General features: G+C 70.3%; 5 protein-coding genes. All 5 read left to right on the top strand.

Annotated elements, in window-relative coordinates:
- Nucleotides 1-47 precede the first annotated feature (47 nt).
- Complete coding sequence (gene katE, locus RT97_RS28455) at nt 48-2,243, top strand: catalase HPII (protein WP_042582213.1); 2,196 nt, start codon at nt 48-50, stop codon at nt 2,241-2,243.
- A gap of 274 nt (nt 2,244-2,517) precedes the next feature.
- Nucleotides 2,518-5,394 (top strand): ExeM/NucH family extracellular endonuclease, encoded by a 2,877-nt coding sequence (locus RT97_RS28450; RefSeq protein ID WP_155403921.1) that lies wholly within the window; start codon nt 2,518-2,520, stop codon nt 5,392-5,394.
- A gap of 283 nt (nt 5,395-5,677) precedes the next feature.
- Nucleotides 5,678-7,729, top strand: coding sequence for a CHAT domain-containing protein (locus tag RT97_RS28445; protein ID WP_253278332.1), 2,052 nt, complete (start codon nt 5,678-5,680; stop codon nt 7,727-7,729).
- A 120-nt stretch (nt 7,730-7,849) separates the two neighbouring features.
- The gene (locus RT97_RS28440) at nt 7,850-9,577 is read left to right on the top strand and encodes a ShlB/FhaC/HecB family hemolysin secretion/activation protein (protein ID WP_253278331.1); all 1,728 of its coding nucleotides are present in this window, start codon (nt 7,850-7,852) and stop codon (nt 9,575-9,577) included.
- 2 nt (nt 9,578-9,579) lie between these two features.
- Nucleotides 9,580-14,970: a two-partner secretion domain-containing protein gene (locus RT97_RS28435; protein ID WP_042582211.1), complete on the top strand. Its 5,391-nt coding sequence runs from the start codon at nt 9,580-9,582 to the stop codon at nt 14,968-14,970.
- The last annotated feature ends 76 nt before the right edge of the window (nt 14,971-15,046 follow it).

The raw sequence follows: 15,046 nt of genomic DNA, 5'->3' as shown, positions 1-15,046 counted from the left end.
GCGCCTCCTCCCACTTACTTGTCTGCATGAAAGATTCCAGGTCCCCGATGACGCCCCAGAACAAGGCTGCCGCAGGTCGCCGCGCCAGTACCGCCAAGACCACCAAGTCCGGGGACGGCCGCAACGCCAAGCAGTTGCAGCTCGATGGCTTCACCACCGAGCATCCCGCGCACCTGTCGACCAACCAGGGCCTGCAGATCCCGGACAACCACAACTCGCTGAAGGCGGGCGTGCGCGGGCCGACGCTGCTGGAAGACTTCATCCTGCGCGAGAAGATCACGCATTTCGACCACGAGCGCATTCCCGAGCGCGCCGTGCATGCGCGCGGCTCGGCGGCGCACGGGTATTTCCAGGTCTACAAGTCGATGTCGCAGTTCACCTCGGCCGACTTCCTGCAGGACCCGGACGTGAAGACGCCCGTTTTCGTGCGCTTCTCGACCGTGGCCGGCGAGCGCGGATCCGCCGATACGGTGCGCGACGTGCGCGGCTTCGCCGTCAAGTTCTACACCCGCGAAGGCAACTACGACCTGGTGGGCAACAACATCCCGGTGTTCTTCATCCAGGACGCGATGAAGTTCCCCGACCTCGTGCATGCCGTCAAGCCCGAGCCGCACCACGCGATGCCGCAGGCCGCGAGCGCGCACGACACCTTTTGGGATTTCGCCTCCCTCATGCCCGAGACCACCCACATGCTGATGTGGGCCATGAGCGACCGCGCCATCCCGCGCAGCTACCGGATGATGGAAGGCTTCGGCGTCCACACCTTCCGCTTCGTCAACAGCCGCGGCGAGAGCCACTTCGTGAAGTTCCACTGGAAGCCCAAGCTGGGCATCCACGGCCTGGTGTGGGACGAGGCACAGAAGATCGCCGGCAAGGACGCCGACTTCCACCGCCGTGACCTGTGGGAAGCCATCGAGAACGGCGACTTCCCCGAATGGGAGCTGGGCGTGCAGATCGTGCCGGCCGACAAGGAGCATTCGCTGGGCTTCGACCTGCTCGACCCGACCAAGCTCATCCCCGAGGAAATGGTGCCCGTGCAGAAGATCGGCAAGCTGGTGCTCAACCGCAACCCCGACAACTTCTTCGCCGAGACCGAGCAGGTGGCCTTCCACCCCGGCCACGTGGTGCCCGGCATCGACTTCAGCAACGACCCGCTGCTGCAGGGGCGCCTGTTCTCGTACACCGACACGCAGATCTCGCGCCTGGGCGGTGCGAACTTCCACGAGCTGCCGATCAACAAGGCGGTGTGCCCGTTCCACAACTTCCAGCGCGACGGCATGCACCGCCAGACCATCGCGCGCGGCCAGGTGGCCTACGAGCCCAACACGCTGGGCAGCGGCACCGAGTTCCGCGTCGACGGCGGCAGCAACGGCTTCCAGTCGTTCCCCGAGGAGATCGACGCGCCCAAGGTGCGCCGCCGCAGCCCGTCGTTCGACGACCACTTCACGCAGGCGCGCCTGTTCTTCAACAGCCAGAGCGCGGCCGAGAAGGAACACATCATCGCGGCCTTCCGCTTCGAGCTCTCCAAGCTGGAAGTGCCGGCAATCCGCCAGCGCATGGTGGACAACCTCGCTCACGTGGACGAGAAACTCGCGCGCCGCGTGGCCGAGCCGCTGGGCATCGGCGAGCCCGATGCGAGGGCCGCAGCGGGCCGCGCGGGCTTTCGCGACCACCGCATCGCGCTGCCCATCGACGAGTCGCCCGCGCTCAGCATGGCCGACACCGGCGACGGTTCGATCCGCACCCGCAAGATCGCGATCCTCGTGGCCGACGGCGTCGATTCGGCGTCGCTCAAGCCCATCCGCGATGCGCTCGAGCAGGCCGGTGCGCAGTGCAAGGTCGTCGGCCCGCGCCTGGGCACGGTGGCCAGCGCATCCAAGCGGCAGATCGATGTAGACATGACGTTCTCGAACACGCCCTCGGTGATGTTCGATGCGGTGCTGGTGCCCGCCGGCACCGACAGCGCGGCCGCCATGACGGCGACGGGCGACGCGGTGCACTTCGTGCTGGAGGCCTACAAGCACTGCAAGGCGATCTGCACGGTGGGCGAGGGCGTGCAGCTGCTCTCGACGCTGGGCATCGGCGCGGACAGCGATGCGCCCGCGGGCGTGATCGTGGCCGCCACGCCGGTCACCAACCTGGGCGACAGCACCGCGGCCACGCAGATCGCGCACGACTTCATCGCGGCGATCGCCAAGCATCGTCACTGGGACCGCGCCAACGTCGACGCGGTGCCTGCCTAGAAGGCTAGAAGGCCGACCCAGCCGACCCGCCGGGCGCTCTCGTGCCCGGCGAGCGTGAGCCACGGCTCGCGCACGTCCAGTCGATCCGAACCTGAACTTTCACGCCCTCACGCGCCGATGGCGCGACGCTGCGCCTTGCGCGGCACCGCTCGCAACGGACCGCGCGCCGCCCAGTCACTCAAGTGAAATCGGGCTTACGCGGGGGTGACACACAAGGAACATAGAAACAGCCGCTGCTCGCCGCTGTTTCCTATCTCCTTCAAAAAGTTCCCACATGACGCATCCGGCATCGAGGCCTCTCCGGCCTCTCAAACTCCTGGCACTGACGCTGGCGCTCGTGCTGACCGCTTGCGGTGGCGGCGGCAGCGGCGGCGGCGCCTCCTTCCCGCCGATCCCTCCGTCGTCGGGCAACGCGCCGCCGGACACGACACCGCCGACGACGCCTCCCACGACACCGCCGGGAACGCCACCGGAGACACCGCCCGAAGATCCGCCGGTGACGCCGCCCGTGACGCCACCGGTCACGCCCCCCACCTGCTCGGCCGCCGTGCCGGCCAGCGCGCCACTCACGGCCATCTCGGCCATCCAGGGCACGGGCGACCTGAGCCCGATGGCCTCGCAGGCCGTGACCGTGCGCGGCGTGGTCGTCGGCGACTTCCAGAACACCGGCACCACCAGCGTGAAGCTCAACGGCTTCTTCGTGCAGCAGTTCGTGCCCGATGCCGACCCCGCGACCTCCGAAGGCATCTTCGTCTACGCGCCGGGCGCCGCCCCCCGCGTGGCCGTGGGCGACTACGTCCAGGTCTCCGGCGCAGTGACCGAGTTCGGCCAGACAGCCGGCGCCGGCGCCAAGCCCGACGCCATCACGCAGATCGCGGGCACCGGCGGCGACCCGCTGGCCATCAGCGTCTGCGGCAGCGGCCTCGTCATCGCCCCCACGAAGATCACGCTGCCGGTGGCCGACGAGTCCGCGCTGGAGCGCTACGAAGGCATGCTGGTCGAGATCGCGCAGCCCTTGGCCGTGACGGAACTCTTCGAGCTCGGCCGCTACGGCCAGATGGTGCTGTCGTTCAACGGGCGCCAGTTCAACGCCACCAACGGCAACGCGGCCGCGACGCACGCACAGAACCTGCTTTCGCGCATCGTGCTGGACGACGGCGCCTCGCCGCAGAACCCGAACCCCATTCCCTACCTGAGCGCGCCCGGCACCGACGGCACGCGGCGCATGGGCGACACGACGCAGAAGGTCACCGGCATCCTGAGCCACAACTTCGGCGCCTACCGCATCCAGCCGACGGTGGCGCCGGTGTTCGCGCAGGCCAATCCGCGCCAGCCCACCGCGCCGGTGGTGAGCGGCACGCTCAAGGTAGCGAGCTTCAACGTGCTGAACTACTTCACCACGTTCCTCAACGGTGAAACCGCTTCGGGCCAGACCGGCCAGGGCTGCTCGTTCGGCACCGGTCCCGCAGCCGCGGGCAACTGCCGCGGCGCCAACAACCTGGTCGAGTTCCAGCGCCAGCAGGCCAAGATCGTGGCCGCCATCGCGGGGCTCGATGCCGACGTGGTCGGGCTCATGGAAATCCAGAACACCGACGTGGCGACGAACGACCTGCTGGCCGCCCTCAACGCCAAGGTCGGCGCGGGCACCTATGCCGCCGTCAACAGCGGCGTGTTCGGCACCGACGCCATCAAGGTGGACATCCTCTACAAGCCCGCGAAGGTGCAGCGCGTGGGCAACGTCGTGCTGCCGACGGGCGCGGACCTGGCCAACTACACCGCCGCGAGCGGCCGGCCCCCGCTGGCCCAGCGCTTCAGCGCGGTGGGCAACAACGGTGGCTTCTGGTTCGTGGTGAACCACTTCAAGAGCAAGGGCAGCTGCCCCGCCACGGGCGACATCGACCTGGGCCAGGGCTGCTTCAACCTCGCGCGCATCGAGCAGGCGAAGGCGCTCAACAGCTTCGTAGGCAAGCTCAGGCTCATGGGCGCGCCACAGGTCGAGAACGACGTGCTGATGATGGGCGACTTCAACAGCTACCTGCTGGAAGACCCGACCAAGGAACTGGAAGCGGCCGGCAACGAGAGCCTGCTCAAGCGCATGCCCGCCAACGACCGCTACACCTACGTCTTCGGCGGCGAGACCGGCGCGCTGGACCACTCCTACGCCTCGGCCTCGCTCAAGACGCAGGTCACCGGCGTGAGCGTGTGGCACATCAATTCCGACGAGCCCACCGCGCTGGACTACAACACCGACTTCACCACCGACGACCGCTTCGCGCCCACGCCCTTCCGCGCGTCGGACCACGACCCGGTGCTGGTCGGCCTCACGCTCACGGCCGATGCCGCCGTGACGCAACCGATCGTCACCGCGTCGATTCCGGCGGCGGTGAAGGTCGGCGAGACCTACAGCGTGAACATCTCGGAAGCGTCGCCCGGCGGCTCGGCCACGCTGGCTTCGCTGTCGGTCGACTGGGGCGACGGCTCCGCCGCGACGACGGCGCCGGGCACGGGCGCGGTCACGCACACCTACGCGGCCGCGGGCACCTTCAGCGTGGTGGTCACGCTCACCAACTCCGCGGGCCAGACCGCCACGCAATCGGGCAGCGTGAACGTGAGCACCGTGGTGGTGGTCACGCCGCCGGGCGCGCCGGACCTCTTCTTCAGCGAGTACGTGGAAGGCTCGGCGACCAACAAGGCGCTGGAGATCTACAACCCGACCGCTGCGGCCGTGGACCTGAGCCTGTACACCCTGAACCTGTACTCCAACGGCGCGGCCGCGCCGAGCAGCTTCGCGCCGCTGACCGGCTCACTGCCTGCCGGCGGCGTGCTGGTGCTCGCCAACAACGCCGCCACCGCCGCCTTCAAGCCGCCGGGCACGGTCATCAACAGCAGCGTCGTCAACTTCAACGGCGACGACGCGTTGACGCTGGAGAAGTCGGGCGTGGTCATCGACCGCATCGGCCAGGTCGGCTCCGACCCCGGCACCGAATGGACCGGCGTCGGCGGCGTCAGCACGCTGAACCAGACGCTGCGCCGCAAGCCCGTCATCAAGGCCGGCGACCGCAACCCGGGCCTGGCCTTCGATCCGTCGGCGGAGTGGGACAGCTTCCCCATCGACACCTCCGCGGGGCTGGGTTCGCACACGGTGAACTGAGCGCGCGGCGTACCAGCGAAACCGGCCCGAGGGCCGGTTTCGTTTTCATGACTTAGTCCTTTTGCGCTAGACCGTATTGCGAATAGCCGCGGAAGGTACCCCCTCCTAGACTTTCCCCACGAGGCCTGAACGGCGCGCACTTCCGCGGCGTCGAGCATCTGCAGCCGCAGATGCACCGGCCGCGTGCGGGGGTCCAATGGCGTGGTTTTCAAGTTGGGGATGGGAGCGCCCTGCACGTTGCCGTGCGGGTTTCGCGAGCGCACTCGGTCTGGCTGGCGTTCTTTTGCTGGGCTACGGCCCTTCTGCATCAGCACAGCCGCAGGCCGAGGCCGCCGCCAGCAAGGCGGAGCAGGCGCGGCTGGCAGACACCGACACCTTGCTGGCGCTGACCAGCGAAGGGGCCGTGCTCTACGGGCAGGACGCGGTCAAGCTCTCGGGCTACCAGTACTGCAGCCAGGCTGTCGCGCTGGCCGAGGCCGGCGAGTTCCGCCAGAGCATCCGCGCCGCGAGCAAGGCGCTGCACCTGGCCAACGCCACGCGCGATCCGAACCTCATGGCCATGGCCAATCGCGACCTGGCCATCGTCTACAGCTATTCGGGCCAGCTCGAAAAGGCCGAGGAGTTCGCCCGCGAGGCGCTCAAGCACCCGGCGCGCGACCCCAAGCTGGTGGTGGGTCCGGTGCAGAAGGTGCTGGGCGACGTGCGCACGCGCCGCGGCGATTTCTCGGGCGCCGTCATCAGCTACGACGAGGCGCTGGCCAACAGCTCGCCGCGCTATGCGCCGCTGGTGCAGGCCTCGCTGGTCAACGCGCTCATCGAAGCGGGTGATGCCGCAAGGGCGCGCGAAGTGCTGGGCACCATGGCCGCGCCCAAGGACGCCCCGCTCACCGCGCAGCTGGACCGCACCCGCGCCCGCCTGCTCCTGGCCGAGAACAAGCCGGCCGAGGCGCGCGACATGTACCGCGCGCTCACCGCGCGGCAGGTCGGCGCCGACACCGAGTACTACCGCCTCTGGGCCTGGGACGGCGTGGCGCGCAGCGAGATCGCGCTCGGCCAGAAGCAGGCCGCGGCCGAAGCCGTGGGCCAGGCGCTCGGCGGCGTGGACAAGGTGCGCGCCAAGTTCCGCAGCGAAGAATTCAAGATGGGCCTGTTCTCGGACCTGCAATCGGTGTTCGAGCGCGGCGTGTCGGTGTACAGCGATGCGGGCGACGCGCGCGCCGCCTTCGAGGTGAGCGAGCACAGCCGCTCGCGCGCGCTGCTCGATGCGGTGCGCGGCCGCGCGAAGATCAGCGAGCAGGCCACCAGCACTGTCGACCTCGCCACGCTGCAGCGCACGCTGGCCGCCGACGAGCGCGTGGTGCAGTTCCACTCGCTGCCCGACCGGCTGGTGGTGTGGGTGGTGAGCCCGAGCGCCATTCAGGAGAAGACGGTGGCCGTCAAGCGCGACGACCTCAACGAGCTGGTCGAGACCTTCCGCAACTCCATCGTGCGCGGACGCCGCACCGCCATCACCAACGCCGACAAGCTCGGCGCCGCGCTGCTCGGGCCGCTGGGCCTCGCGCCGGGGCAGCGCCTCGTCATCGTGCCGCACGGCCCGCTGCACTATTTGCCGTTCCAGGCGCTGCGGCTCGACGGCCGCTACGTGATCGAGACGCACCCGGTGTCGGTGGCGCCCTCGATGAGCATCGCGGTGCAGCTGGCGCAGCGCACGCCGCGCGTGAACGCCTCGCTGGTGGCCTTCGGCAACCCGCGCATCGAGGACAAGTACGACCTGCCGGGCGCCGAGACCGAGGTCAAGCAGCTCGCGCAGCTCTTCCCGCGCAACACCGTGTACATGGGCGCGGCCGCCACCAAGACGCAGTTCCGCGACGTGGCCGCGCGCTCGCCGCTGATGCACGTGGCCGCGCACGCCGAGGCCGATGCGGTCGATCCGCTGTACTCGCGCATCCTCCTGGCCAACGAAGGCGGCAAGCAGAACTTCCTGGAAGCGCACGAGATCCTCGGCCTGCCGATGGACGGCACCGCGCTGGTCACGCTCTCGGCCTGCGAATCGGGGCTCGGGCGCATCGCGCAGGGCGACGAGGTGCTGGGCTTCACGCGCTCGTTCCTCTCGGCGGGCAGCTCCAGCCTGATCGCCTCGCTCTGGCCGGTGTCGGACGACGCGACCGCCGTGCTCATGAGCACGCTCTACGGCGAGCTCTCCAAGGGCCGCGACCTGCAGAAGGCCATGCAGGCCGGACAACTGGCCGTGCTGAAGGATCCCAAGATGTCTCATCCCTTCTTCTGGGCGCCGTTCAACCTGATCGGCAACTGGCGCCTGACGGTCGGGAGCTAGAAATGTTGCTCGTCCCCAGTCTCCCCGCAATTCGTGTCGGTCCGCCTACCCCCTGCCGGGGGCGGGCCGGCCGCTTCGGGCGGCCGTGCGCGGTGGCCCCCACGAAAAAGAAGAACTGCCATGGTCACTGAGATGCGCTTTCGCCAACGGTCCACGCCCATCGCGCTTGCGGTCACGGCGCTGGTGAGTGCCACCTTGCTGCTTGCGTCGCAACGCATCCACGCGGCCGAGGCAGGCACCGACACCACCGAACTGCTCCCCACCAAGGACCCGTGCGGCACCTGCGACCGCCCGCTCGCGCAGGCCACCGGCGCCGTCGCGCCGCAGAGCCTGCCGGCGCCGCCGCGCCCGCCGGGCACCACGTTCAGGCTCAACGACCTGCGCCTCAATGGCGTGAAGGCGCTGACCAACGAAGAGCTGCAGTCGATCACCGCGCCCTACATCGGCCGCGACGTCACGCTGGGCGATCTCGAAGGGCTCGCGCAGGCGATCACCGCGCGCTACAAGGAGCGCGGCTACTTCCTCGCGCAGGCCGTGGTGCCGGTGCAGACGGTGCGCGACGGCATCGTCGAGATCAGCGTGATCGAAGGGCGCCTGGGCAAGGTCGACGTGGTCGTCGCGCCCGATGCGCCGCTGAGCGAAGCCCGCGTGCGCGGCTTTCTCGCGCCGCTGCAGCCGGGCGAGGCGGTCAGCGCGCAGGGCTACGAACGCTCGATGCTGCTGCTGTCCGACCAGCCCGGCGTGAAGGTGTCGTCGGGCCTGCAGGAGGGCACGGCGCCCGGCACCACCGACCTCTCGGTCGAAGTGGCGGCCGCGCCGCGCTGGGCCTTCACGGCCGAGGCCGACAACCACGGCACCAAGGAGTCGGGACGCTATCGCGTGGGCGGCACCGCGCGCTGGCTGAGCCCCTTCGGCATCGGCGACAACCTGGACATGCGCCTGATGGTGTCCGACAGCAACGACCTGCAGTTCGGCCGCATCGCGTACGAGGCGCCCATCGGCACCAGCGGCCTGCGCGCCGGGGTGGGCCTGGCGCGCGTGAACTACGAGCTCGGCGGCCAGTTCGCCGACTACGAGGCGCGCGGCCGCGCCAACGTGCTGGACTTCTCGCTGAACTACCCGCTCATTCGCCAGCGCCAGCAGAACCTGCTCCTGCGCCTGGGTGCCGACATCAAGGACCTGATCGACGAGGTCGGCATCGCGAACACCAATTCGCGCAAGCGCATCCATGGCCTGAGCGCGGGCTGGACCTGGGAGCGCCGCGACGAGGTGTTCGGCGGCGGCTACTGGGCGAGCTCGGGCACGCTCTACCACGGTGACCTCTCGATCCGCGATCCCGAGAGCCGGCTGGCCGACCAGAGCCTGGGCGGCCACAACACCGAAGGCGGCTTCACCAAGCTGAGCTTCCAGCTCTCGCGGCTGCAGGCCATCGTGCCGCGCCATTCGCTGTACCTGTCGGTGGGCGGGCAGTGGGCCAGCAAGAACCTCGATGGCTCCGAGAAGCTCGCGCTCGGCGGCGCGCGCGCGGTGCGTGCGTACCCCTCGGGCGAGCTCCTGGTGGACCAGGGCGTGATCGGCACGGTCGAGTGGCGCTGGTCGCTCAACGAAGAGCTCACGCCTTTCCTCTTCTACGACGCCGCGCACGGAAAGATCGTGCGCAACCCCACGGTGTTCGACGGCGCCAACAGCCACAGCCTGCGCGGCTACGGCGTGGGGGTGAGCTGGTCGCGGCCCGGCAATTTCTCGATCAACGCCACGCTCGCCTGGCGCGCCGGCACGCCGCCGGCGCAGACCGACGGCGGTGGGCGCAATCCGCGCCTCTACGTGCAGCTCATCAAGGCGTTCTGACCATGAAGCAACGCAATCTCTCCCGCCAACGGCCCCGCAACCATCGCGGCCTGCAACTGCGGCCCCTGGCGATCTCGCTCCTGTGCGCGGGTCTCTCGCCCGCCATCGCGCAGGTGCTGCCCCAGGGCTTCGTGCCCGTCCTCGGCGGCGTCACGATGACGCAGAGCGGCGGCGTGATGAACATCAACCAGCCGCTCGCGCGCGGCATCGCCAGCTGGCAGAGCTTCTCGATCGGCGCGGGCGGCGTGGTCAACATCGTGCAGCCGAGCGCCAGCAGCGTGCTGCTCAACCGCGTGACCGGCAACGAGCTCTCGACCATCGCGGGCCAGCTCAACGCCAACGGCCGCGTCATCCTGGTCAACCCCAACGGCGTGATGTTCAGCCAGGGCGCGACGGTGAACGTGGGCGGCCTCATCGCCTCCACGCTGGCGCTCACGACCAGCGACAAGAGCTTCATGGACGGCGCCACCAAGCTCACCTTCGAGCGCGCCGATGCCAACTCGGCCGCGGTGCGCAACCAGGGCAGCATCACCGCCAGCGGCGGCGGGCCGGTGGTGCTGATGGGCGCGGTGGTCGGCAACGGCAGCACCGGCACCATCACGGCCGACGGCGGCACGGTCGCGCTGGCCTCGGGCCGCAAGATCACGCTGGACCTCGTGGGCGACGGCCTCACCAACCTCGTGATCGCGCCCGACGCCATGGCCACCAGCGCGGCCGTGGGCAACAGCGGCACGATCCAGGCCGACGGTGGGCGCGTGGCGCTCGTCGGCAGCTCCGTCACCGCGGGCGAGCTGGTGGTCAACCAGACCGGCACGGTGCGCGCGCGCAGCATCGGCACGCGCAACGGCGAGATCTTCCTGGGCGGCGGGCAGGACAACCAGGTCGCGATGACCGGCGGCACGCTCGACGCCGCCGGCGCTGCGCCCGGCGAGCGCGGCGGCACCATCCGCATCGCGGCGGGACAGGTCAAGCTGGAGGCCACCAACGAAGGCCCGCCGGCGCTCCTGGATGCCAGCGGACAGGCCGGCGGCGGCACGGTCACGGTGCGCGGCTACGACGTCGCGCTTTCCTCCGGCTCGACGCTGCGCGCCAATGCGACCGGCGAAGGCGCGGGCGGCACCGTCGACGTGGGCACGGCAAGCGGCCAGGTGCTGGCCGACGGCGTTGCCGCACCGGCCCGCGAATCGCACGTGCAGGTGTTCGGCGAGCTGAGCGCGCGCGGCGCGGGCAGCGGCAAGGGCGGCGAGATCACGACCAAGGCCGACGGCCTGCGCATCGGCAACGCGCGTGTCGATGCCGGCGGCGGCGCGAACGGCGGCGGCAACGGCAGCTGGCACATCGACACGCCCACGGGCAGCCTCGAGGTGGCCAGCGCGGCCGACATCGCCGCGTTCGACCCGGCCTTTCCGGACCTGGAGCCCGGTGCGCGCGTGCATGCGGGCAGCATCGGCAACGCGCTCGGCCGCGGCACCGACGTGACGCTGGCGAGCGGCGCCATCGGCGACCAGCGCGGCGTGCGCTTCGGCGAGAACGTGCAGGTGGTCAAGCAGGAAGGCGGCAGCGCCACGCTGCGGGTCGATTCGGCCGGCAGCATCCTCATGGACAGTGGCTCGTCGATCGTGTCGCAGCAGGGCGCGCTCCATGTCGATTTCAACGCCGACTCGACAGGTGCCATCGCGGCCCGCGCGGCGGACCCCTCGCAGATCTCCGTCGGCGGCATCAGCCCGAATTTCGAAACCGACTATGCGGGCGCGATCCGCCTGTCGGGCGCGACCATCGACGCCAACGGCGGCAACATCCGCTTCTTCGGCCAGGGCGATGCCATCAACGGGCGCGCGGTCGGCGGCTCGGCATCGCATACCGACGAGCAATGGCTCGCGGGCGTCTACCTGAGCGACAGCACGCTGGCCACCAACGCCGGCGGCATCGTCAGCCTGCGCGGGCAGGGGCGCTCGTGGGTTTCGACGAACGACGGCTCCAACCCCACTTTCGGCTCCAGCGAAGGCGTCGCGCTCTGGTCCAGCAAGGTGAAGGCCGACGGCACCGGCACGGTGAGCGTCGATGGCGTGGGCGGCGTCGGCGCGAACGGCGTCACCCTGGGCTTCGACACCGCCGTAGCGGCGACGGGCGGCAACGTGACGCTCATCGGCCGCGGCACCGACTGGACCGCGGACATGCCGGTCGCCAGCACCTTCGGCGAAACGGGCCTGTCCATCAGCACCAACGCCACCGTCGATGCGGGCGGCGACGTGCGCATCCAGGGCACCGGCGGCAACCTCGACGCGATGCGCCAGAGCGCCGCATTCGCCGGCGCCAACCGTTTCGCGGGCACCTCGAACGGCGTGTTCATCGGCGGCAGCGTCACGGCGGGCAACGGCCGGCGCATCGACGTCACGGGCAAGGCGGGCGGCGAAGGCTTCACCGCCAACCTGGACACCGGCGGCGCCATCGTCATCACGCCCGACGGCAGTTCGGCCTGGGGCGTGCAGGTGAGCAACGGGGGCGGCAGCGCCTCGGCGCTTCGCGCCGTCGGAGGCACGGTGGCCATCGACGGCCAGGGCACCGACGTCCTGCTGAGAGTGAACTCGTTCTCGGATCGGCTCGCGCTCGATGCCGGGCCTTCCGCCGCCGCCGCCGAACCGCCGGCCGACGCCCTCGTCTCGGTGGCCAGCAGCACCGGCAAGGGCGGCAGCATCTCGGTGCGCGGGCGCAACGTGCTCGTCGATGGCGTCGATTTCGGAGACGGCGACGTGGTGGTCGCTCGCCTGGACGCGAGCGGCGCCGCCGGCGGCGGCAGCATCGACATCGCCGGCACCGGCTCCGTGGCCCTGGGCGCCACGGCCCAACTGGACGCCAATGCCACGGGCAGCGGCAACGGCGGCATCGTGAAGGTGATCGCGGGCGACACGCTGCGCGCCCATGGCGCGCTCTCGGCGCGCGGCGGCATGGCGGGCGGCAGCGGCGGCTTCGTCGAAACATCGGCCCCGCACTTCGACCTGACGGGCGTGCGCGTGGATACCTCCGTGCCCGTGGGCGGCGCGGGCAACGCCGGCTCGTGGCTGATCGACCCCTTCAACATCACCATCGCCCACGGCACCGCCGCAGGCAGCCTCACCGGGAACCCCTTCGATCCGCTGGCCAACTCTGTCATCCAGGACGGCGACATCAACGCGGCGCTGGACAAGGGCACCAGCGTGACCATCACCACCGGCACCGGCGGCAATGCGTTCGACGGCGCCATCACCTTCGCCAAGGACGCGGCCATCGTGCGCTCGGTGGGCGGCGCGCCGCTCACTTTCCAGCTGGACGCCGCGCACGGCATCACGGCTTTCAACAACAACCAGATCCAGTCCAACGCCGGTGCGCTCAACGTGGTGTTCAACGCGGGCGTGGGCGGGCAGGGCGGCGCGATCTTCTTCAACGGCGCGATCAACACCAACGGCGGCAACGTCACGATGAATGCCGACAACGGCACGAACTTCAACACCGCGGTCCAGCTGACCAACACCACCATCGACACGCGGACCACCGCGCTGGGCGATGCCGGCCCCGGCGGCTTCGTGCAGATCACGGGCAAGCGCGCTGCGCCGACGTTCTCGGGTTTCACCGCGACGGTCGATTTCAGCGGCGTCACGATCCAGAGCAGCACGGGCGACGTGTCGATCTCGGGCACCGCGCCGGGCGGCGCGGGCGTGCGCATGAATGCGACCGGGCCGGCCAACCAGATCCTCACCACCAGCGGCGACATCTCGATCCTGGGCATCGGCAGCGGCGTGAACGACGCCAGCACGGGGCCGATCTCGGTGCAGTCCGTCAGCCTGGCCAACACGCAGGTGCGCAGCATCGACGGCGACATCAGCATCCGCGGCCTGGTGACGCCGGGCGTCGCGAGCGCCACCTCGGGCGGCGTGCTGCTGGCGGCCAACACGCTGGTCACCACGCTGGGCGTGGGCAGCATCGACGTCGCGGGCGAGTCGGGGGCCAACGGCACCGGCCTGGCCATTGCCACCGGCGCACGCGTGGACGGCAACAACAACGTGGTGCTGCGCGCGAGCAACGACGGCTCCATCGACGCGCTCGCGATCAATGGCACCGTGCGCGCAGGCAACGTGCTGAACCTGCGCCCCGGCGGCGTGGACGCGGCAGGCAACGCGGTGGACCGCACGGGCAACGCGATCACGCTGGGCGGCACGGCGGCCAACGGCTTCGCGGTGTCGGCGGCCGAGTTCACGCGCCTCGATGCGCCCACCATCGTGGCGGGCAGCAATGCGCATGCGGCGGACATCAACGTCGTCGGGCCGCTCGCGCTGCCTTCGGCGCTGACGCTGCAGAACGAGGGCGGCGGCAACATCAACCTCGGCGGTGCGGTCACGGCGTCGAAGGTCGGCCTGCTCTCCCGCGGCAACATCACGCAGACGGCGGCGGCGCCCATCACGGCCGGCACGTTGATGGCGCGTTCCACGGGCGGCAGCGTGCTGCTCGACACGGCGGCGAACAACGTGAGCGCGGCAACGGTGGGCGGCGGCGCGGCAGGGGCCTTCCGCTACGTCGACGTGGACACCGTGCAGCTCGGTTCGGTCTCGGTCACCGGCTACGACGCCGCGGGCAATGCGCCGCAGGTGGCCTCGGCCACCTCGATGGCGGCCGACACGGTGTTCGTGCGCACGCTCTCGGGCGACCTGCTGCTGGGCGCCAACGTGACGAGCGCCAACGGCGCCGACTTCGTGGCGGCCTCGCGCTTCCAGAACCTGGGCAGCTACTCGCTCGGCGGCGCGCCGTGGCGCGTGTGGGCCGACACCTGGATTGGCGAGAGCCGCGGCGGCCTGCGCGGCTCGGGCCTCCTGCCCAACCTCTACCACTGCGCCTACTCGGGGCTGTGCACGGTGAGCGTGTCGCCGGGCGACAACCACTTCATCTACGCGCAGCAGCCGGTGGCCACGGTGGTCATCAACAATGCGAGCCGGCCGTTCGGCGCGGCGAATCCGTTCTTCGGCTACGTGATCGGCGGGCTGATCCTGGGCGACACGGGCGCGGGCTTCAACGGCGCCGCCGGAACGACGGCCACCCCGGCGAGCCTGCCGGGGAGCTATCCGATCACCGGCAGCTTCACGTCGGCCGAGGGCTATGCGGTCAACGTGGTGCCGGGGACGCTCCAGGTGTCCACGCTGCCCAACCTGCCGCGGCCGGACGTGCTGCGCGACCTGCCGTCCACCTGGCTGTACGACCGCAACATGGGGCCGCCGCCGATGTGCTTTGCGACCGGCGCGCTCGAAGGCGATCGCGCATCGCAAGGCGGCGACATCCTCGCGCGCGAATGGTCGCGCGTGCGCTCGCGGCCGAACCTCTCGAGTTGCGTGGACACGGAGAAGCGCAACGGTTGCGCGGACTTCTGACCTTGTTCAGGCGCTCTGGTGTCCAGGGCGCGTGCGCAGGGCATCGGGTACTCCCCTCCGCGAATGTCCCCGGGGC

The organism is Variovorax paradoxus (assembly GCF_000834655.1).
Classification (GTDB): Bacteria; Pseudomonadota; Gammaproteobacteria; order Burkholderiales; family Burkholderiaceae_C; genus Variovorax; species Variovorax paradoxus_F.
Note: the sequence above shows the minus strand (reverse complement) of the source record. Positions and strands in the feature narration are given on the sequence as shown.